Source organism: Saccharothrix sp., assembly GCF_031180885.1.
Classification (GTDB): domain Bacteria; phylum Actinomycetota; class Actinomycetes; order Mycobacteriales; family Pseudonocardiaceae; genus Actinosynnema.
The window spans coordinates 83042-103523 of sequence record NZ_JAPSLK010000026.1 but is presented as its reverse complement, the minus strand read 5'-3'; the positions used below and the strand labels follow the sequence as shown (position 1 = coordinate 103523).

Below are 20482 nucleotides of genomic sequence, written 5' to 3'. Positions count from 1 at the left end.
CACACCACCGTCGACAACAGCCACACCAGCAGGCTGTTCCCGCCCGCCTCGGCGTAGACGGCGGACGGGAGGAACAGGATCCCCGACCCCGCCACCGACCCGATCGCCAGCGGGATCGCCTGCCGCCGGCTCAGACCAACCGATCGAGTACTCGCCACCCCGCATCTCCCCCCAACGGTCCGGGTGTGACCTGTGCAACACCGCAGGCGGCGTGTCCATTCCGGACGATCATGTGGACGATGTCCACGCAGCTACTCCGGTTCAGTGAGGTTGCCGGAGGATCGGCACACCGGCTCCATTGGAGTCTGCGTGGGTGGCTGCGGTGAGCAGGACGCCCCTGTGGATGGGCACGCCGGTGGTCGCCCGCGCCTCCTCCGCAGGCGTACTGGCAGGTTGGTCCGGCGATGTGTCTACAGGGATCGCTCGCAGCGCGACCGAGCGCAGCGAGGCCGGTTCGCCGGGACGGTTTCGGCTCAGCTCGCCTTGCGGCAGAACTCCAGAAAGGTGCGTACGCCGTCGCCGTCGAAGCCGCTCGCGTCGTACTGGGTGGCCTCGCAGATGATCTCGTCGCCGACCTTGATGTCGTTGGGAAGGTCGTGCAGGTCGACGGAGTCCGAACCGATCCGCTCGACCATCCCGTCCGGGTGCTCGCCGATTTTGACGACCGCGTAGGCAGGCCGTCTGTCCCCCGTTGACTCGTATCCTGGGTGGATCGAGTCGACCTTGAACCGCAAGTCTCCGTCCCAGGTGCGTGCGCACGCGGACAACACCAACGCCGCGGCGGCGAGCATCAGAAGTTTTCCTCCCACCCTCATATCGGGCAGGCTAATTGCCCGTTGGCACCTGCTGCAGCAGGAGCAGATTGCCAGCGGCGATGACCGCCAACGCCGAGGTGCGGGTCATCGGACAGCGGACGGTGGATCTCTCGTCAGTCTGGCTGGCCGTGGCGCGGGGGTGCCGCCGGGCACGCTGTGCTCAGCCGGTGTCACCTGGTTGGGGTGGTGCCGGCGTCCGGTGTGGGTGGGAGGTCGACGGCGCGGAGGTGGCGGATCCAGGCGGTGCGGTGGGCGGTGAGGTAGTCCCGTAGAGCGCTGTGGCGTGCCGCGGGCGCGAATTCGACCGGGTCGGCGTGGCAGGTCGCACAGGCTGCGCGGAAGACTCGACCGCGCCGCGTGGCGTCGGGTCAAGCGCTGCTGCGGGCAGCGTGAACGTTGGGGGTAGACGTCGACGGCATCGCCGTCGGCGGGGTTGTCGGGCCAGGCGTGGAAGGTGCGTAGCACCCAGCCGAGGTAGCCGGCGGAGTGCGGGGTCAGCGCCGTGGCGCACGCGGTGCCGTCGTCGCTGCCGAGTCGGGTGAGTTCGGCGCGCACCGCGTCCAGCGGGGCGTCGGCCTGGGCGAGGCGGACCTGGCGGGCGCGGTCGTCGGGATCCAGGGCGCCGCGCACCATTTCGGCCACGGTGAGCACGAGGGCTCGTCGTGTTGCCGTGCAAGCCGAGCGGCCTGTGCCCGCAGGGCGCGGGCGCAGGGCACCAACTGGCGGTTGGGGTCGGGGATCGTCAGTTCGATCGTGGTCCCGGCACGCCACGCCTGGCGGGTTCGGCCGACGGTGCAGGACAGCACGGCGTCCGGACGGTAAGGCTGATCGGGGATCGTTCCGCCATTGGGGTGGTAATGCACCGGTTACGCCCAGTGAAAGCCAACGTGGCCTAACGTCCGCCGGTGGTACCGCATCGGGTATCCACGCGGCATGGGCGAGGGGCGGAGCGTGGCGTCACCAGAAGGGCTTTCAGGCCGAGAGTTTCGGTCGCTGGCGTTCGGCGAAGGGTTGTCCGTTGTGGGCGATCAACTCGCCAAGGTTGCTTTGAGTGTGATGGTGTACCAGCGAACCGGGTCGGCTGCTTGGAGTGCGGTGACCTACGCGTTGACCCTCATCCCGCCGCTGGTGACGGGCCCCCTGCTGTCGCCATTGGCTGACATCAGGCCGCGCCGCGGGTTTATGGCAACGGTTTGCTTCATGCAAATGAGCTTGGTCGCCCTAATGGTTGTGCCGGACCTCCCGATGTGGTTGCTGGCAGGCGCGGTGGCGGCTGTCGCCGGCCTCGCTGCGCCATTCAAAGCCGCACAGGCGGCAATTGTACGAAACGTCCTCGGGGACGACTTCAACAAGGCTGGGCGTGTAAGGCTCAGCATGATCCGCGAGGTAGGACAGTTAGCAGGTCTTGCGGGTGGAGCCGCAGTAGTCGCTATGGTCGGGATTTCAACCGCGCTGCTTATGGACGCGGCAAGCTTTGCTGTAGCCGGTCTACTGCTTCGCTTCGGCCTAAGGGCACGCCCGGCAGCGGGAAGCTCCCGAGTCCGGCCAGCCGACGTACCAAGGTCGCTATGGGGCCTGCTGGCCAACGACCGCATACGGTTGCTCGTCTGGTTCGCCCTCCTTGTGGGTCTCACCGCGGTACCGGACGCAGTGGCCATGCCCTTGGTCGCGGAGTCCGGCTCACCAGCCTGGGTGACGGGAGCGTTGTTGGGTGCCGACTGCGTCGGACTGATCGCCGCAAGCTGGTGGGTACAGCGACAGTCGGAAACACGTCAACGAGGGTTGATCGCTCCCTTGGCCGTGCTGAGTCTGGCCCCACTGCTCGGGTTCGCGCTGGCGCCGCAGCCACAGTGGATGGTGCTGCTGCTGGTGATGTCGGGTCTTGGCGCCGCCTATCTCGGGCTGGCTGCGGGCGAGTTCGGCCAACTCGTACCCGACGAGTTGGCCGCAGCCGCCAACGGTGTCATGGGCGCAGCCGTGCGCGGTACGCAGGGTGCGGTGGTCCTAGTCAGCGGAGTGGCGGCTGACTGGATCGGATCGGCGATGACCGTGGTTGCTGTGTCCGGACTGCTCGGGCTGGCGCTGGTTGCGTACCCGGCCCTGCGGTGGCATCGCGCGTGTCGCTCTGCTGACAACAGGGTGGGCATGGGAACAGATCGCGGAGGCGAAAGTAGTTCGCGACCCGCTGACGTGGGCTAATCCAAGCGCCCCGGCATCGTCTCTGACGTACCGTGTCTGGGTGGACGAGGCGCTGACGAGGGGTAACGGGCGGGTGCCGCGGCCTGCGAACGCATTCGTCGGTCGAGTCGGGCAACTGGATTGGTTGCGCTCGACGTTGGCCGAGCATCGACTGGTCACACTGTTCGGGGTCGGCGGCGCTGGCAAGACTAGACTGGCCTACGAGTTGGCTGCGCGAATCGAGGCCGAGACCGGTCAGGACGTACGCGTGGTCAATCTACTCGCGGTCCCGGTCCAAGCCAGCTTCGACTTGTTGCTCGAAGTCGTGATGCGTGCACTCGATGTGCCGGATCAGACTCCTTCGGAGCGTCTCCGAACGTTGTTGGATTGGCTGGTCAGGCACCCAGTGCTGCTCGTATTGGACAACTGTGAGCACATTGTCGACTTGGTGCAGCGCCTAGTTCCTGAGATCCTGGAATGGACAGGCGACACGGTTCGCATCGTGGCGACCAGCCGTGAGCGCCTGCAATTGCCGGGTGAAGTGCTGGTCAAGGTGCCCCCCTTGGCGGTGCCGCCTCCCGATACGCCGGTAAGCCGCTGGCGTGAGTACGACGCCGCAGTGCTGCTCCACGAACGCGCGACTGCCAGCGTGCCGGACTGGACGATCACCGAGAGGGATTGGCCACACCTCCAGCGCGTGCTGAAACGCGCCGAGGGTATTCCGTTGTTGATCGAGGCGCTGGCGTTCAGGTTGTTGGCGATGCCCGCCAAGTTGTTGGCCGACCGGCTGGATGCCGCATTCGGCGAATTCCCCCTCCGGGGACGCCGCACGCCAGCCGGGATGGCACGCCACGACACGCCGTTCACGTTGCTGAACTGGAGCTTCCAGCGGTGCACTCCAGTCGAGCAGTTGCTGTGGGCCCGTCTGAGTGTGTTCGCAGGCTCTATGTCCTGGGACGCGGCGGTTCACGTAGGCACTGGCGACGACCTCCAGGCACCTCAGGTCGAGGAGGCGATCACAGGCTTGGTCGACAAGTCGGTGCTGGACTGGGAGACACCCAGCCGGGCACGGCTGCAGATGTTGGAGACCTACCGTGACTTCGGCAGGCGGCACTTGAGGGAGTCGGGTGCCACCGAAGAGACTTGGTGCCGTTACTCTGGCTACTTCCGCCACAGGCTCACGGAACTTGCGGACCAGTCCATAGGCGAGGACGAACTGGCGATCCTGGACAGTGTCGAAGCTGACATCGTCCACTACCGACTGGTGTTCGCCTCGCTGGTCGAGGCCCCGGGCGAAGAACTTTCGGCTTTGAAAATGGCGATCGACCTGATGCGCACCCGCTGGCCGACCTACGCCAACGGTCTGGCCGAAGCGCGGCTGTGGCTGCGTCGTGCGCTGAAGGCGACCTCCACCGCGCGCGACCCACTTCGTGCGGCGGCGCTGGCGCTGGACGCCTACGCATCCGTGCTGCAGGGAGGAGATCCGGACGAGACACGCGATCTGTTGGAGGCGGCGTCGTCGGAGTTGCCTGAGGGCGCCACGTCACCGCCGCTGACGTTCGGCTGGGGCACCTACCGCGCCTTGACACTCGGCCAGCGGGATGGAGTGGAAGAGCTGCGCCTGGTACAGCGGCAACTTGCCGAGTCCGCTGACGCCTCCGAAGGTGAAGTTCAACTGGCCACCGTACTTTTGGCGGTGGGATCGGTCACGGCCCTACACCAGGACAGCGAGCAGGCATGGGCCGACGTGGTGAGCTTCGACAGGTCGACCGAGCGGCTCGGCGGCCCGTGGATCCGCGCATGGGTCAACTGGTGCCGAGCGGTCTGGGAGATCCGATGGGGTGATCCCGACAACGCGACCACGTTGCTCCGTGACCCCGACACGATGTGGCAGACGAACGAGAGATGGACCCGGCTGTGGGCCACCGAGGCGCTGGGATGGGCGGAGGCACAGCGTGGAGCGGCGGGGGCGGCCGAGGCGACTCGGCAGCTGGCCTGTGCGGAGCGGATGCGAGACCTCACAGGGCACCGCATCTCCGGGCTCGCAGGATTCACCGCGCTTCGCGAGGTCGCGGTGTCGCAGGCTCGCGCCCACCTCGGCGATGCGGAGTTCGCACGCCTGAGTCAGGCCACTGCCGCTGAGGTCGACGAGGAGTTCGCCGGCCGCCAACGCAGGCCGTCGAAACATCACCCCAAGGGTCAGCCGTCGGCCACCACGGACGACCCCGGCGCGGGCGGCAGTGACGCCGACGCGACGAATCAAACGGCGCTGACGCGGCGCAAGTCGTCCGATGACGATCGCCGCAGACTTGCGATGCTGACTCCCGCACAACGGGAGGTGGCTCGCTTGGTCGCCGCCGGCCGCAAGAACCCTGAAATCGCCGAGGAATTGACCATCTCGCCGAGGACCGTGGCGACCCATCTCAGCACGGCGTACCGCCGCCTCTCGTTGAGCAATGAGCCCAACCCCCGCCACGAGTTGGTGATGATGTGGATTCGCGCCTTCGGCGACGACGTCAGCGCCTGAGCTGGACGTCGAGCCGAGCCCAGGCGTTTGTGATCGACGACCTCGCCCGTGGCGTCTGCCGAATGTCCCCGACCAGCGTGCTGTTCGGATAGCGGTCGCACAGCACCCGCATAAGCAGATCCACCTCGGTCGTCGCCAGTAGGTTGCCCAGGCAGAAGTGGAGCCCGTGACCGAACCCCACGTGGTCTCCCGCGTTGGTCTCACGGAATGGATTGAACAAGTCCGCCGCCGACCCGTTGTGCCGCCTGCACCTTCCCGCGGTCCCGAGGTTGACCATGATGACGGCTCCCTCCGGAATTGCGTGGTCGGCGCTCAGGTGGATCGTGTCGGTCGCGAGATAGTGCGGCGTCATCCGGACCGGTGAGTCCCACCTGATGACCTCCGCGATCGCCGACCCGATCCCGGTGTGCTGTCCGGCAAGGGACTTCCAGGCCCCGGGCGAGTGCAGCAGCGCGGCAAGGCAGTTGCCGATCAATGCGGTGGTGGTCTCGTGACCGGCGACGATGAGCAGAATCAGCATCGTGGCCAGTTGCTCATCGCCGAGTCGGGCTCCATCCACGTCGGCGTGGACCAACGCGGACAGCAGGGCCTCGTCCGGCCGTTTGCGGCGCAGAGCGATGAGGGCGCTGAACGCTTCGGCCATCGCTTGGCCGGCAGGGGCCGACACCGCGGGATCGTTGGTCATGATCGCCGCGGACCACCTCCGCATATCCGGGCGAAGCTCGGTCGGCACGCCCATCAACTCGCAGATCATGGTAAGCGGCAGCGGCACCGCGATCCTTTCGACGACATCAACCGGTTCGCCTTCCTCGGGCAAGGCGTCCAGCAGGTCGAGGATCAGGTCGTGAAGGCGCGGACGAAGTCCCTCGATCCGGGCCCGGCTGAAGCCCGAGCGCACCAAACCATGCAGCACCTGGTGCTCGGGTAGGTCGCTGTAGAGGAGGTTGCGGCCGATGATCTCGCCCGGCTGGACTCCTTGGGACAGCATCGCCGAGCGCAGCGCCGAAGCGTCCTTCGACATGCGTGGCCACGTGCCTGTGCCCGAGAGCAGCACGCGGGTGTCTGCCAGACCCATCGTGGTGACGTAAACCTCAAGGCCGTCGGGAAGCTTGGTGACGTGCACAGGCGCCTGGTCGGCCAAAGACCGTTCATGGCGGTGATGTTCATAGCCCTTCAACGGGACTGCGCCCACGAGAGCCCGAGGGTCCGGGACGAAGCCGGTAGCGGAGTTCAGGGTGGTGACGGACAAGCTCTCCCCCTTGTGTCGTCGAAGCCCCGTGGACTGGCAGGCGGCACCGTCCCCAAACGGTGCAACTCCACTGTGACTGACACGGGCGGCAATCCGCATCAGTACGGATAAGTAGATGCCGGAAGTGCTTGACCAGCGAGAACTTTCTGGGGGCAACCTACCTACGTCACCTTACGTAGGAGCGTGACAGTCTGCATCAACCCCATCCACAGACGGTGACAGGATGGCCGCTTTCCGCACTAGTGCGGGCTCCTGACCCCTTTTACGTAGGTTGACGGAAGCGGAACAGCGTTACCAATGGCAGGGTTTCGGCCCGTCGGAGTCCCCCGGAGGGGGTATCGGGGGCCGCCGACGGGGGCACCGACGGGGGCACCGGTGCCCACCGAAGTGGAGGGGCGATCGGGGGATCGCCCCTCCACCATGTCCTGCGAAACGGGGGGCTTCATGGGGTGTGCGGACACGGCAGAGATCGCCTACACGCGCGAGCGGTTGGTGGAACTGGCTGAGATCGAACCGAGGTTGACCGGCGTGATGTCCGCACTATCAACGTGCGCCACACGCCACGGGTCGGCGGCGGAGACGCTCAAGGTGGAGCAACTCGCGCAACTGTTGGTGCGTGCTGCCCACGCCGTCGAGGAGTTCATCTCGCACGCCGGCGCGATCGCAGAACGTCTGGAAGGCCGGCTACCGCGGTCATCGGCGGTTGATCCGTCTCGGACGCACACCCTGGTCCGCGAAATCTTCGGGGTCGAATCTGTGCGTTCCCTGCTCACCCGGGTGCGCGCACCAGGGCACCCCATGCAGCTCGCCGACGAGAGCCTGCGGCACCGGGCGGTCGAACTGGGCGCGGCTGCCGAACGGGCGATGACCGCCTACACCGAATGCCTGCGAACAGTGGTCAACGACCTTGCCGAGACCGTGACACCCGATCCCGTGCCAGCCACGCCGCTTAGACCCTGAGGAGGCAGTTCGTGCGGCGGCGAGGTCGACGCTGGGCAAACCCGCGAACAGGCCCGCCCAGCGACCTCGACACATCCCAGTGGGTTATGACGAACGAGGGGGATGCCGGTTGATGTGGATCAGGTCCACTCGCGGTCACCGCACAGGGGGGGCACGGACACGGATCTCACCTCCGCAGGGTTTCAGTCCTACGGCGCGAAAAGCTGGCGGCAGGTCAAAAGGGGGGCCACCTGTCGCTCCGTCGGGGGGGACTTTGCTGAACAGACGCATTCTGCACTGTGCGGAGTGGATCACAGCCGCACCGTTGCGGTTACGAGCGACGGTGCGTTCCTGGCAGCTGTGGAACCGGCCCCGTCGTGTCGTGGTGTGGGTTGCGCTGGTGCACGTCGTCGCGACCGGTTTCAGCAGTTGGTCGGTGATGACCGCACCCTTCAGCCCAGACGATCTGCTTCGAGCGACGGCCGTGTTCGCAGCAGCGATCGTGCACATGGCGTTGACTCGGGAACCCGAAGAGCGTCGGCGCGGCGCCCACCGTCCCGGTGGGGAGTACGTCGACCAGACGAGCCTGTGGTTGTTCAGCAGCGCGCTCGTACTTCCGCTGCCGTTGTCACTGGCGTTGCTGGTCGTTGTCCGGACTCAGCGCTACCTCGTGGCACGCCGCCCACCGCACACATACTTGTTCACAAGTTCGGCGATCGCACTCAGCGTCCTGTGCGCAGACCTTGTGGCGACCACTACCCCCCTGCGGGCCTGGCTGACCTTGGGCGCACCATTGCCGCACCAGCCCGGCGAGATGGCCGTGGCGCTGGCGGCGGTCACGGCCGCCCTGGGCGGCTACTTCGCCGCGCAGGCACTGGTCATCGGCATCGTGCGTGGCCTGTCGACCGGGGATTGGAGTCTGAGAGGTCTGCTCGGCGATCGCACCACGAACACCACCATCCTCGTGATCCTCGCTCTGGCCGTAGGCATCGCGGTGTTGCAATCACTCAGCCCTCCGCTTGCGCTACTGCTTGTTCCCGTAGCGGTGCGATTCGCACGTACCGAGCAGCGCCTACAACAAGCAGAGGCAGACGGTGCGCAACTGAAGGCCGACGCGCTGCACGATCCGCTGACTGGTCTCCTGAACCGACGTGGCTTCGAGCCAGCCGCTGCCCTGGCGTTACTGGACGGCGAACGCCACGACCGACCGACGGCGACGCTCTTCGTCGACATCGACCACTTCAAGCGCTGGAACGACATTCTCGGGCATTTCGGCGGTGACCAGGTCATCAAAGCGGTCGCCGGGGTTCTTCGCCAGCAGACCCGGCACCAGGACCTGGTCTGTCGCTACGGCGGCGAGGAGATGGTGGTATTACTGCACGGGTCCGGACACGCAGAAGCAGTGGACGCGGCACAGCGCATACGCCACGCCGTGCAGTCTCTGACCACCGAGGTGACACTTCCCGCAGGGGGTAAGCCGGTGCGGGTCGGCCTCGACGGTGTTCCGTGCTGCACTGTCTCTATCGGCGTCGCCGTCACGCCAGACAGTCGCGAGCAGTTCAGCGATCTGGCGCAGCGCGCGGACGAAGCGCTGTTCCGCGCAAAGAACACCGGCCGAAACCGAGTCGTCGTTGCAGAAGAGACACCTCCCAGCACGCCAGCGTCCCTCGCCGAGGACCGATCGTCGCGCCCGAGCCTTGGCCGTAGACGACCTTGAGGTTCGCTGCGGGGGGGCGGGTACGCCACCGCCGTAGGTGATCGTCCCGTTGTCGCACTTGGCGCCGACCGGGCCGACGGTGACGCCGCCGACGGTGACCGAGGCGACGGTGGCCTCGGCAAAGGCTGCTGGAGGTGGTGCGGACCACTGGTCCCCCTTGGTGTGGTGTTGCCCCGTGTGGGCCTGATGGGTTGTTCACGCGATGAGCACGGGCGTGCCGAGCGGGACGCGGGTGCTCATCGCGTCGAGTGCGTCGCGCGGGACGCGGACGCAGCCGTCGCTGGAGGCGGTGCCGTAGACCTCGGGGGTGGGCCAGGTGTGGATGCCCACCGTGCCGGGGCCGCCGCCGTAGCTGGTGTGGGTCTGGCTGTGCGTGCCCAGCGGCAGCACAATGTCGCCGTAGATCGGCTGCGTCTCGCGGATGGACGCCAGTAGTCACGCAGCTCACCGCCGGCAGGGTTGGCGGTACGCCCGATGGCGTGTCACCAACACATAGAGCACGACGAGCCCCGGGCCGTGGTGCGGCCGACGACAGCACCGAAGGCCCTACCCGCCCCGCCAGCCGCTGAACGGCTGGCGTTGTTGGGCGCGCCGACAGCCGCCCCCCAGCATGCACAACTAACGACGGAAGCGGCGCCCACATCTGTGACGCCAAGTAGTCAATCTGAGTTAGGCTGACTGTCGGATGGCTGCTATCGGGGGAAACGTGTACAAGGAAGTCACTCACGGTGACATCCGGTGGTGTGTAGTCGGCCTGTTGGCCACCCGCACACCGCCCTGTCGGACCACGAGGTCCTTCTTCGTCACGTCGCCTTCGACCGGCACGACCGATGCTGTTGCGCGCCCACCGGTCTACTCGACCGGCGCAACCTCCGCGGTGAACCACCACTACTGGGGACGGACGGTGAGATAGCACAACACGACTGCCCAGGTCGATGCAGGCCGTGCCGGGGGCACGGATCGGCCGAGGGCGGGTTCCGGGGGGAACCGATGACCGACGATCCACCCAGCATTCTGCCCTCCGGGCAGGACGCGATGCAGTGGGCCCACGCCATCAACGCGATAAGCATGTGGGTCGCCCGGCGCAATGCCGGTCGGCAGCGTGACTGGCGGCTGGCCTCCGCCGACGACGAGCACGCAGCGCGTCTACACGAGGCACGAAAGCATCCGCCGCTGCGCCTGATGAGCGATGCCGAACAGGCGGAGTGGCAGAGCCGGGTTCCGCGGGAACTCGCCGCGACGCCCCATGATGAGCCCTTCACGGTCTGGACGGCCCAGGTCGTCGATGCCCAAGGCGAGCCCACGGGAGAGTGGGGGCTTGAGGCCCACACCTGGGACCGTGGGCGACCGACCGCCTCGCTGTTCGTCGTGCTGCGCGATCCCGCCGACGCGTTGGCCATGACCCGCAACCTGCGTGAGCATGGGACGGCCGAGCACCTGTCCTACCTGCACGAGCTCGCGGCGGGCACTCCCGGCCGGTTCGTGTCCGCTCGACCGCCCGCACCCGCCGGGCCGACGACCACGGTTCGCCCGGCAGCACCGCTGGCGCTCACGGAGGACGGCTGGGAGGCGGCACTACGGCGTGTGCTGTGGCCGCCGTTGGCCGACCGGATCGCCGTGCGGGATCCGCTGCACCCGCAACACGCTGCGTGGCGCGAGCTGCACGCCCTGGCCAACCAGGAGGTGCTGCGGGTCGGCGCTGACCCGGACCGCCTCGCGCGGCTGGTCAACTCCGTGCCCCGTTGGCGGTCCGACGTGAAAAATCCGCCCGCGTTGGCGCACTGGGCCATCACCGAGTCGCTTGCCAACCCCGGCTACGTCGCCGCGGTCAACCCCACAGCCCAGTCGACCGGCGCGCAGCCGACCAGCGTGGCATCCGCCACCGAGGAGGTCCGCGGAGTTCCGGACGCGGACCCGACGGTCTCGCGTCCGTCGCCATCGACGCGATCGGCCGCGCCCTCGGTTCCCTCACGCCCCGGTGACATCCGCTCGCCGCAGCAGGCACTGCTCTACGCCCGCAGTCTCAACGCCGCAGACGCCCGCGACCGGATATCCGCCAAGCTCGTCTTCGGGCACTGGGGATCGGAGGTCGATCGGGTCCTGGCCCGCAAGTTCCCCGGAGTGGCAGGCCAGGGCGTGACGCCGTCCGGGCGGCCCACGGCGGACCGGACCCGTTCCGCAGACGACACTCGCGAGCGTGAGCGGGTGACCACCGTGGTGGTGGACTCCGAACGCCTCGACGTGGAGCAGCACAGGGCCGAGATCACACGCCTGGACCCGGCCAAGCCGATGCACCGCCGCGCGGCACTGATGATGTTCAACCGCACCGGCTATCCCGAAATCGACCGGTTGATCGCGGAACGGTTTGCCGGCGACCCGCTGATCGAGCAGGCGGTGAGCGAGAAGTACCCCGACGGGTTCTCCGCCGCCGAGGCCTCGGCCCAGCGTGTTCTCGCGGACGGCGACGACGTGCGGGCAGCGGTCAACAGCGCGACACCCGACAACACCGGGACGCCACGCCGCGAGGACATCGACGGCGCGGTCGCGGCGAGCCGCGAGCACGGCCAAGCGGCTACCCGCCATGGCCTCGCGAACGGCATGCCGGGTGAGCAGCCGCCCACCGTGCGGCGCGTCACGCCCGTACCTGCGGCCCCGTCCGGGCCGCGACGCACCTGACCTTCACCGCCAGCACTCACCCACCGCAGACCTCTTCGCACGCCGGCGCTGGCGCCACACGCGGCGTCACACCGCGCGATCCGTGGGGGCGGAGCGACGTCACTTCGCGGTGGTAACCATTGGGGGACAACACCATGACGGAACCGACAGCCGTCGCCGCACAAACGCCACCGAGTCCGCTTCCGCAACGCACCAGAGGAGCCAACGGGGCACCGTCAGTACCGACTCAGGGCCCGCCGAGCACGGGTCGTGCGACCACGAGCCGCCAACCCAGGAACACGGCGGCGTCCGCACCCGCCCCGCGGCCCGGCACCGGATGGCCGACTACCGACGCGGACAACCCCATCGACCGCAGGGTCATCAGGATCGTCCAGGACGTGCTCGCCGCGCAGCGTGCCGGCCTGGTCGATCGGATCCTCGACGCCCTGGTCGAGAGGGAACAGCGGCGCGGGTCCGCCGAGCAGACCGCCGCCGCGTTGCGGGCGCTGACCTACGTCGCTGACGTGCGCACGAAAGACCCCGTCCTCGGTCCCGCCTTGCGCGAAGGACGGGTGGCGCTGCTGTTCGACCGGCTCGACGACCTGGCCGACCGCCTCGCACCCCGGCCGGACTGGTACCCGGACAGGCGCACCGACGAGCAGACCACTGCGTTGCGGGCACACGCCGGTCGGCTGTTCGACTCGTTGACGCCGCAAGCCGTGAACCGGGCGGTGACCGACATCCTGCCCCTGTCCCACTGGCCGTTCAACCGCAGGGACGCCTTCCCATTGGTGTTCGCCGACCGCGAGATCAGAGCGCCGCGTCCATTGCGGACCGCGTTGCAGACCCGGTTGACGACGCTTGTGCAGCAGCCGGAGATGGCGCAGACCGGTGTCGTGATGGCGGTGGCCACGGTCGAGCAGGTACTCGGCGCCGGCCGCGCGAGCGACGCCGGAGCACAGGCCACGAGCGTGGCGGCGGTGGATCCGCGCCCGGCCTACACCGCTGCCAGGTTGCGCCAGTTCGCCGCCACCCTCGACACCGATCTCGACCGCAACCGCATCCCGCGTCAAGCCCTCGGTTCCTACGGGGCCAACGGGGTGACCCTGACCGACCACCTGCGCACCGTAGCCCGAAACATCGACACCATCCTGCGGCAACCGTCGGAGGTGGCCGGGCCACGGGCGACGAACCTGTTCGGTCGCGACGGCATCATGCCTGTCGACAACGCCGTCGTCGAGGTCGTCGAGAGGGCCGTCCTGGCCCAGGAGCGGCCGCCATCGGAGCCCAAGCCCACCAGCGGGCAACCCGATCGCGGCGTCGGTGAGGCCGCCACCGAAACCCAGACCGCGCCAGCGGAGAGGATCGACTTCGGTCCCGACCTGCAACCCGAGTACGCCCTGTTGGGAAGCCTGATGCACGCCCCCAAGGGGATGGACAACCTTCGCTTCCTGCGTTGGCGTGACCTGCCGGACCGCGACACCCAGGCGATCTACCAGACCCTGCGCGGTCTGCACGGCTCGGGATCGCTCATAGACCTCAACGACGTGCCGCAGGCGAGGAGGGCCGAAGCGGCGAGCGAAAACCACGTGAAGCTCTACGCAGCACTTCGCGACAAGACCTACACCCACCACGAAGTCACCGACCCGGCCAAGATCGTCGCCCGGATGAACGACGCCGCCCCGGCGACGGCTCTGCCGTTCGACGGGGTCTACAACCCTGCCGCCCAGACCCAACTCGGACTCAAGGTGTTCGAGGAGTCGGTGCTGCGCCAGTTGTCCCGTCTGGAAGTTGACATCAAGCGCGACACACCATTGGTCCCGCTGCCCACCGTCACAGCCGGCCGTACCGAGGCCGTGCTCAAGGCCCGGTTGGACAACCTGGAGGTCCTCTCGACCAGGGTCGAACGCATCTCCGCCCGGCTGGCCGACGCAACTCGACGCGCGGGTCTTGAGGTCGTCGCCGACACGCCGCAATCGGCGAAGGCGGTGGCCGAAGACGCTAAGCAGGGCCGCAAGGGCGTGCCCGACAGGTGGCGTCGATTCACCTCGCCGCTGCAACACCGCGCCGAGCGGCACATCCTGCACCTGGCGCTGCACGCCGGGATGCTGGACAAGATCCCGCAGGAGGTTCTCGACCTGGCGCCGGAGCACTTCACCGACTCGCGGCACGCGAACATGTGGAGGGCCATCCAAGACCTGCGCCAACGCGGCGGTGAGTACGTCAACTACGCCGCGCTGCGGCTCGAAGCCCGCAAGCCGGACTTCGCCCACAAGCCGATCCTGTCCCGCGAGGACCTCGCCCGCATGGCCGAGGGACCACCGGTCAAGCGCGAGCGGATCAAGCGGTCCCTGCTCCTGGTGGTCAACTCCGCGATCGAACGTGACACCAAGGCCACTCGCGCGGCCGTCAAGGCCGTCTCCACCGACCGCGACCTGGCGGTGGGCTCCGTCGTGGACCAAGTCGCCGCCGAGATCAAATCCCTCAAAGCCGCCACCACCACGGCACTGGACCGCCACAAGCAGATCACCCACGCCGCCACCGGCACGCAGGGCAGGAGCGCACGATGACCACATCCGACACGCGTGCCGGCGACCGGATCGCCCGCGAAGAGATGGACACGCTGGTCGAAGCCGGTCGGGCAGAGGCATGGACGCGGTCGCTGGGCGGGCGCATCCCCACCGCCGCCCAGCTCGACGGACGGTGGTGGGTCGTCCTGTACGGCACCGACTTCTACCAGCCGGCCGACGACCTGGTGGCGGCGGTGCTAAGCCACGCCCGTTCGGCGTTCGCGTTGGCGGACTCGGCCCTGGGACGGGCGGCCGCCGGGTCCGTGCGGTGACGACGCCTCAGGCCGGTCCGGGAAGCTTGTTGCCCGGACCGGCCGCCTCCGCGGACGCACAGCAGGCGCGATTCCCTGAACGGGAACTGCTGGGCGCGCTGCTGCAACGTCCCGAACGCGTGGCCGAACTGCGCGGCTGGCTGGAGCCCGGCGATTTCGTCGACCCGGCTCATCGGGCCGTGTACGCGACCGTCTCCGCTCTCCACGAGCGGGGCCGCCTGCGACCGGTGCCCGCCGACCCCGCCGCGCTGTCCAACCCCGACCAGCGGGTTCGACAGACCATCACTGCCAACGTGGTGGCCGTGACCGAGGCGATGGAACGAGGCGAGTTCACCGATGTCCGGGTCGAGAACTACCGCGAGCTGATGACCGGCCTCTACATCGCGGGCGCCGCCGCCGGGGCGGTGCCGACCGGCCTCTACGGGCAGATCGTGTTGGAGTTGTCTGTGCGTCGTCAGGTTCAGGAACTCGGGGTGAACCTGGAGGCGGCCGTCGCGAGCACGGACCCTTTCACCGTAGACGCGGCGTCGGTGCAGAGCGGTCTGCGCGAGGTCGAGAACCGGCTGATGAACCTGGTCGCCCAGACCAGGAGGTCGGCGGGCGAAGTGATGGGCACGCTTTCTCCGTCGGCCCGTCCGAGTCCGCCGGTCGTTCCGACCACGCCGTTGCCGGCCAGACTGGTCGAACGCAAGGAACGCGCGCTCGTCCACGCCGTGATCGCCGATTCCGCGCACCACGGCCTGCTGGAACAGTTGCGGCCGCAGGACTTCGCCTCTGCGGCCTTGGCGACCGCGTGGCGCGCTGTGCAGAACGTGCGCAAGCGCGGTGAGCCCGTGACCCCGGTGACCGTGTGGTGGGAATCGGGCAGGCTGGCCGCTTCAGCACCGTCCGGCGGAACCCTCTCGCCCGAGGAACTGGTCGAGATGCGCTCGTCCCCGCAGCACGCAACAGCAGTGGACGGCGCGGTGACGGTGGTCGCGAGAGCGTCGTTGACCAGGATCGCGAGTCGGGCACGCGAGGAGATCGAGCGTGCGGCCGCGGACCGCAGCCTGGACGCGGGCAAGGTCATCGGCGTCACCTCCGAGGCCGCCGCACGCGTGGACCAGCACGTGTCCCGGCTGCTGGGTACCACCGGCGTACCCATGGCGCTGCCTGCCGAGGCGAACCCCCTCTCGCGGCGGCTGGCCGGTGAACCGGCACCTGGCATGGTGCCGCGGGCGCGCTGACCGGCCCCGCGAGGCCCAGGGCTCTCGGGCCTCGCGGGGGCTCCGGTTCAGAGCACGGTCTGTGCTCCCGCGCGTCGCAACGCCAGCACCAAGTCCGTGGCGACACCGCGGTTGGCCGCGAAGACCGGATCGCCGATGACGCCGTGGTCGTGCCCCGGAGCTCCCGGCGCGTGCACCATCGCGCCAGCCTCCTCGGCGATCAGCGCACCGGCGGCCCAGCTCGCCGGGTCCGCGCCGTGTTCGTAGAAGCCGTCGACGAAGCCGGACGCCACCCAGCACAGGTGCAACGCCGTCGAACCTACCGTGCGCAGGTCCCGCACCTCCGTGAGCAGCCGTCCGGCCACCTGCCCTTGGCGCAGCCGCACCCCACGGTCGCCGCTGAACCCGGTCGCGATCCGGGCTTGATCCAACCGGTCGACGTGCCGGGGCCAGAGCGCGAATTCGGTGCCGACCGGCTCTCGCAGCACAGCGCCTGCACCACGCGCAGCCGACCACAACCATCCCGACGCGGGATCGGCGACCGCAGCGGCGAGGGTGACGCCGTCCTGCTGCGCGGCGACCGACACCGCGCAAGCTGGCATTCCCGTCACGAGGTTGGCCGCGCCGCTGATCGGCTCGACCACCCAACGCACCCGCCCCGGACGGGCCGCCTCACCGCGTCCGTACTCCCTGGCCACCACGTCATCGCCGGGACGGATCTGCGCAAGCCCTTGCACGATCATCCGCTCGACCAGCAGATCGAGGTAGGGCAACGGGTCGCCGTCATGTCCGTCGACCAGCACGTGCCCAGGCCAGTCACCCACCGGCCCCGCGTCGGCCACGCGATCCGCGACCAACGCCGCCCCGCCCGAGGCCACCAGCTCGGCGGCGGTCTGCAACTCCTCGTTCAATCCCATCGTCATCCCCCTGTCGGTGCTGTGCGGTCGCATCCCCAAGCGCGACCGCCCTGCGTGCGCGTCAAGCCCGCGTCGAACGCGCCGGCTTGGTCGGGACCGGGACCCCGGTGGTCGTGGTGGTTCTGCGGTCCAGACCGCCAGCGACAGGCGCGGGCCCCCGCGGCCGCGCAGCGCCGGAGGTAAGGGCTGGGGCCGTCTGGGCACGGGCCAAGTGACGGACCAGGCCCGCGTGGGCGGGCGGCAATGTCGAGACCAGCTCCGGACGCGCCGCGTGCAGCGCCAGCAGATCCTTGGCGGGCGTCGACACTAGGGCCAGCGTGACCACGCCGGGCGCGCCGGCTGGAGTGAACCGTCGCGACGGGTGTGCCAGCGTGGCCAGCACCACGTTGGCCAACTCGGCAAACCTCTTCTGGACCAGGTCCGCAGGCCCGCCGCCCGCCGGCCGGCCAGTCTGCGGTACCTGCACGCCGGGGAGCAGTTCGTGCACCAGCGATGCCCGGTGGTCGTCCAGTCGCGCGACGACGGCGGGCTGGCCGGCGACCAGCATGGAGATCCGCGCGACCAGCAGATCGCGAGTCGATGCGTGCACGCTGGGGATTTCCGATGGGGCAAGGTGCGGGGCCACGCGGTGCAGCGCGTACTCGTCGACCACCGCCGCGAACTCGGCCGCGTCGAGCCTGCCGATCAGCTCGCGGGCGACCGCGTCGGCGGCGTCGGCGACCGTTCCCAGGTGCTCGGGTTCCAGTTGGTCGAACGGCACATCCAGCACGGCCGCGCCGCCGGACGCCCAGGTCCGTTCGACCTCACGGAACCGGTTTGCCGTGGTCACCAGCGAAGCGACGACGCCGTCGAGGTAGTGCGCGACGTCGCCCTCGGCCACGGCGGTCCCGCTGAGCACACGGAGAGGATCCCGTGATCGCCCGGACGGATCGCGGGCGTCGGCGACGAGCAGCCTGATGACATCGAGCGCGTGCCGCCGCCCGGTCTCCTGGAAGTGCCGTACCGCCTCGGCCGGGTCGACGACCTCCGTGTCTTCGAACCAGTCCGGTTGTGGCGGCGGCACCTGTTGCTGGGCGACCCCGGTGAACGACCGGGCATCTCCCTTTTCGGTACTGACCATCTCGTGTCCCCCTCTGGACATCGGGCCTGTTTCGTTTTCCGGATTCCGTGCTCGGCAGTGCTCGTATGTGCCGGGAGTGCTAGACGGTCGCGGCGTTGTCGAGCGGGCCGCCGAATACACGGGTCGCACCGAAGTAGTCCCCTCCGGTGCGGATTTCTGCGGCAAGGATCTTCTGGCCGGACTGGGGGGCTTCGATCATTTTTCCGTCGCCGATGTAGAGGGCGACGTGGTGGATGTTTCCCAGGACGCCCCAGAACAGCAGGTCACCTGGCTGAAGGGCGTCTACCGAAACGGGCTGCGATTGCGTGGCCGCGTACTGGGCGTCGGTCACTCTCGGCAGGGTGATCGCGTGGTCGCTGCCCTGGTAGTAGGCGAAGCGGACCAGTGACGAGCAGTCGAAGCCGCTGACACCCTCGTCGATGCCGAACCCGAGCCCTGGACCGTCCAGGGTGCCGCCGCCCCACGCGTAGTCGAGGCCGATCTGTTCGGATGCGTGTCGGATCACCTCCCGGGCGCGTCCGGTGAGGTTCTCCAGCGAGACTCCCGGGTTGCGTTTGCGTTTGGAGTACTTGTTCGCCGCGAGGTCCCTGATTTTCGTCACATAGTTGGTGGTTTCCTGGAAGGGTGGGATTCCGCCGTATTTCTGGACGTTCCCCGGTCCTGCGTTGTAGGCGGCGAGGGCGAGGTCGGTGATCTCCCCGGTGAGACCGTCCCGCCCCTTGACGAACTCGATCAGGGAGCACATGTAGGCGGCCTGGGTGAGGATCGCGTCGACCGGGTTACGCGCATCGGCCGACCCGTCGCCGTCCCCGTCGATGCCGTAGTGCGCCCAGGTTGTGGGGATGAACTGCGACAAGCCGGTGGCCTGCGAGCCCTCGTTGTAGGCGTCGGGGTTCCAGGCGGACTCGGTTTCGATCTGGGCGGCGAGGATGGGTGCGGTGATCTCCGTGCAGCGTGAGGCTGCCCTGCGCAGCGGTTCCACCGCCCACGGCGGTACTTTGGTCTCGTCCAGCTGGGTGGCGCCCAACACGTGGCCGGTCAGGCTCGTCCGGCGTTGCTCTTCCTGCCCGCCACCCAGCACCATCAGCAGCGTCGAAACGAGCAGCACGACCAAACCGAGAACGATCCCGGTCATCTTGTTGCCGGAACTCATCGTGTGGTCCCACTCGATGAGGAGTCCGCGAAGTTGACGCGACCCACGCGCCACCCGCCATCGACTCGGACCAGCGAGCAGTACACGGCGATGTCGGGCAGTTGCCGCCGCCACCCGTCCTGGGACACCGCAACCCGATGGGCGAGCACGCCAGCCGCCGCGCGGGTGCTCACCGGCGGCGGATCGTCCCCGATCGGGTCCGTGCTGACCTGCACGCGGGCCTGCCGTCGGGCCAACTCCGGCCAGTCGTGGTCGCGGCCCTCACCACCCAAGCTGCCCGCCAGGTCCGCGGTGCCGAGCTGGTCGGCAGCTCGTCGACGCGCGTCGGAGGGGCCGTGATCCACCGCGGCGTCCGAGGCTAGCGCCAGGGTGGCGAACCGGCCGCACACCTCCAGCGCGGCGGCGTGAGGTTCGGCCCGTGCCGGCTGCGACCCGTCGTGCGTCGGCGCCGATGAATGTTCGTCCTTGGTGCAGGACGTCAGCGACAACACTGTGGAGATAGCGACGAAAGCGCTGAGAAATGCTGGAACACGCGAAATGAAGCCGTATTTAGGGCGTGCAGTACCCACGTTCGTCCCCCCGAACGAATTGCGATGATCAGGAATGCGGTGCCGCGGCCCCCCAGCCACGGCTGTCGTCCGCGCCAACGCGGTTGTGCCGGTTACATCTCGTCGGAGGCGCGGACGGCGATGCTCACCTCCCTCGCGGCCCCTGCCAGGCCGTCGTAGGCGGCGAGGGCGGTGTCCAGGTCAGGGCCAGCGAAGTGCGGCTTGTGCGGTCGCCGGGCGAGGCGCAGTCCGCGGTGGACCAGCAGCGTGGACGCCCAGGTGGCGATCTGCCCCGGTTCGGGTAACAGGGCGACACCGAAGTAGACCGCGTCACGCGGGCTCGGTTCGTGCACGAGCTTGACCTGCCAGGACCATCCGGAGCGTTCGTCCCAGGCCAGCAACATCCACTCTGCGTCGCGCCACCGTCCGCCGATCACGTCCGCCTCGATCGGGATGGAGGCGAATCTCGGCGGGCCGGCGAGGACGGTCGCTTCGTCGTCCGCCACGGACAGCCCCAGCGTCAGCAGTGAACGGACCACCTCGGTGATGTAGGGCGTGTGCAACCCTTCGGGCGGGGTCCGCCCGCTCGGTGCTTTCCCGTGTGTCACAGGTGTTTC

General features: G+C 68.5%; 17 protein-coding genes. 8 read left to right on the top strand and 9 right to left on the bottom strand.

Annotation, left to right across the window (positions count from 1 at the left end):
* Positions 1–473: 473 nt before the first annotated feature.
* Positions 474–791, bottom strand: a complete 318-nt coding sequence (locus RIN75_RS26205; RefSeq protein ID WP_309114681.1) for a hypothetical protein — start codon at positions 789–791, stop codon at positions 474–476.
* A gap of 975 nt (positions 792–1766) precedes the next feature.
* On the opposite strand from RIN75_RS26205, the gene RIN75_RS26200 reads away from it, so the two are divergent.
* Together RIN75_RS26200 and RIN75_RS26195 are read left to right on the top strand one after the other, a co-directional pair.
* Complete coding sequence (locus RIN75_RS26200) at positions 1767–3014, top strand: MFS transporter (RefSeq protein WP_309114680.1); 1248 nt, start codon at positions 1767–1769, stop codon at positions 3012–3014.
* A gap of 40 nt (positions 3015–3054) precedes the next feature.
* Positions 3055–5520, top strand: coding sequence for a LuxR C-terminal-related transcriptional regulator (locus RIN75_RS26195; RefSeq protein WP_309114679.1), 2466 nt, complete (start codon positions 3055–3057; stop codon positions 5518–5520).
* On the opposite strand, the gene RIN75_RS26190 is transcribed toward RIN75_RS26195, so the two are convergent.
* On the bottom strand, positions 5510–6769 hold the full coding sequence (locus tag RIN75_RS26190; protein ID WP_309114678.1) for a cytochrome P450: 1260 nt from the start codon (positions 6767–6769) through the stop codon (positions 5510–5512). The genes RIN75_RS26195 and RIN75_RS26190 overlap by 11 nt on opposite strands.
* A 375-nt stretch (positions 6770–7144) precedes the next feature.
* Between RIN75_RS26190 and RIN75_RS26185 the strand changes: the two genes are divergently transcribed.
* Positions 7145–7729, top strand: coding sequence for a hypothetical protein (locus RIN75_RS26185; RefSeq protein WP_309114677.1), 585 nt, complete (start codon positions 7145–7147; stop codon positions 7727–7729).
* A gap of 322 nt (positions 7730–8051) precedes the next feature.
* Positions 8052–9425 carry a GGDEF domain-containing protein gene (locus RIN75_RS26180; RefSeq protein ID WP_309114676.1) on the top strand — a complete coding sequence of 458 codons (1374 nt, stop codon included), beginning with the start codon at positions 8052–8054 and terminating at the stop codon, positions 9423–9425.
* A 195-nt stretch (positions 9426–9620) separates the two neighbouring features.
* Here the strand turns inward: RIN75_RS26180 and RIN75_RS26175 are convergent, their stop codons facing one another.
* Entirely contained in the window at positions 9621–9815 is a 195-nt protein-coding gene (locus RIN75_RS26175; RefSeq protein ID WP_309114675.1) for a L,D-transpeptidase, read from the bottom strand.
* Positions 9816–10415: 600 nt separating this feature from the next.
* Between RIN75_RS26175 and RIN75_RS26170 the strand changes: the two genes are divergently transcribed.
* The gene (locus tag RIN75_RS26170) at positions 10416–12101 is read left to right on the top strand and encodes a hypothetical protein (protein ID WP_309114674.1); all 1686 of its coding nucleotides are present in this window, start codon (positions 10416–10418) and stop codon (positions 12099–12101) included.
* Positions 12102–12327: 226 nt separating this feature from the next.
* Here RIN75_RS26170 and RIN75_RS26165 read toward each other — a convergent pair whose 3' ends face one another.
* The gene (locus tag RIN75_RS26165; protein WP_309114673.1) at positions 12328–12462 is read right to left on the bottom strand and encodes a hypothetical protein; all 135 of its coding nucleotides are present in this window, start codon (positions 12460–12462) and stop codon (positions 12328–12330) included.
* Positions 12463–12478: 16 nt separating this feature from the next.
* Between RIN75_RS26165 and RIN75_RS26160 the strand changes: the two genes are divergently transcribed.
* Genes RIN75_RS26160 through RIN75_RS26150 form a run of 3 tightly spaced genes read left to right on the top strand, consistent with a single transcriptional unit; the run spans position 12479 to position 16148 of the window.
* Complete coding sequence (locus RIN75_RS26160) at positions 12479–14650, top strand: hypothetical protein (RefSeq protein WP_309114672.1); 2172 nt, start codon at positions 12479–12481, stop codon at positions 14648–14650.
* Positions 14647–14922 (top strand): hypothetical protein, encoded by a 276-nt coding sequence (locus RIN75_RS26155; protein WP_309114671.1) that lies wholly within the window; start codon positions 14647–14649, stop codon positions 14920–14922. The genes RIN75_RS26160 and RIN75_RS26155 overlap by 4 nt, the downstream gene beginning before the upstream one ends.
* Positions 14923–14951: 29 nt before the next feature.
* Entirely contained in the window at positions 14952–16148 is a 1197-nt protein-coding gene (locus RIN75_RS26150; protein WP_309114670.1) for a DnaB-like helicase N-terminal domain-containing protein, read from the top strand.
* 47 nt (positions 16149–16195) lie between these two features.
* Here RIN75_RS26150 and RIN75_RS26145 read toward each other — a convergent pair whose 3' ends face one another.
* The 5 genes from RIN75_RS26145 to RIN75_RS26125 form a co-directional block, all read right to left on the bottom strand.
* Positions 16196–16930, bottom strand: a complete 735-nt coding sequence (locus RIN75_RS26145) for an inositol monophosphatase family protein (RefSeq protein ID WP_309114669.1) — start codon at positions 16928–16930, stop codon at positions 16196–16198.
* 175 nt (positions 16931–17105) lie between these two features.
* Entirely contained in the window at positions 17106–18185 is a 1080-nt protein-coding gene (locus RIN75_RS26140; RefSeq protein WP_309114668.1) for a hypothetical protein, read from the bottom strand.
* A 58-nt stretch (positions 18186–18243) separates the two neighbouring features.
* Positions 18244–19317: an NlpC/P60 family protein gene (locus RIN75_RS26135; protein WP_309114667.1), complete on the bottom strand. Its 1074-nt coding sequence runs from the start codon at positions 19315–19317 to the stop codon at positions 18244–18246.
* Positions 19314–19808, bottom strand: coding sequence for a hypothetical protein (locus tag RIN75_RS26130; RefSeq protein WP_309114666.1), 495 nt, complete (start codon positions 19806–19808; stop codon positions 19314–19316). The genes RIN75_RS26135 and RIN75_RS26130 overlap by 4 nt, the downstream gene beginning before the upstream one ends.
* Positions 19809–19978: 170 nt before the next feature.
* The gene (locus RIN75_RS26125; RefSeq protein ID WP_309114665.1) at positions 19979–20473 is read right to left on the bottom strand and encodes a DUF6292 family protein; all 495 of its coding nucleotides are present in this window, start codon (positions 20471–20473) and stop codon (positions 19979–19981) included.
* Positions 20474–20482 lie beyond the last annotated feature (9 nt).

Excerpts from the sequence above, each read along its gene's own strand:
- RIN75_RS26205 (WP_309114681.1), bottom strand. The coding sequence starts at position 791 with ATGCTCGCCGCCGCGGCGTTGGTGTTGTCCGCGTGCGCACGCACCTGG.
- RIN75_RS26170 (WP_309114674.1), top strand. The coding sequence starts at position 10,416 with ATGACCGACGATCCACCCAGCATTCTGCCCTCCGGGCAGGACGCGATG.
- RIN75_RS26165 (WP_309114673.1), bottom strand. The coding sequence starts at position 12,462 with ATGACCCTGCGGTCGATGGGGTTGTCCGCGTCGGTAGTCGGCCATCCG.
- RIN75_RS26155 (WP_309114671.1), top strand. The coding sequence starts at position 14,647 with ATGACCACATCCGACACGCGTGCCGGCGACCGGATCGCCCGCGAAGAG.
- RIN75_RS26140 (WP_309114668.1), bottom strand. The coding sequence starts at position 18,185 with ATGTCCAGAGGGGGACACGAGATGGTCAGTACCGAAAAGGGAGATGCC.
- RIN75_RS26135 (WP_309114667.1), bottom strand. The coding sequence starts at position 19,317 with ATGAGTTCCGGCAACAAGATGACCGGGATCGTTCTCGGTTTGGTCGTG.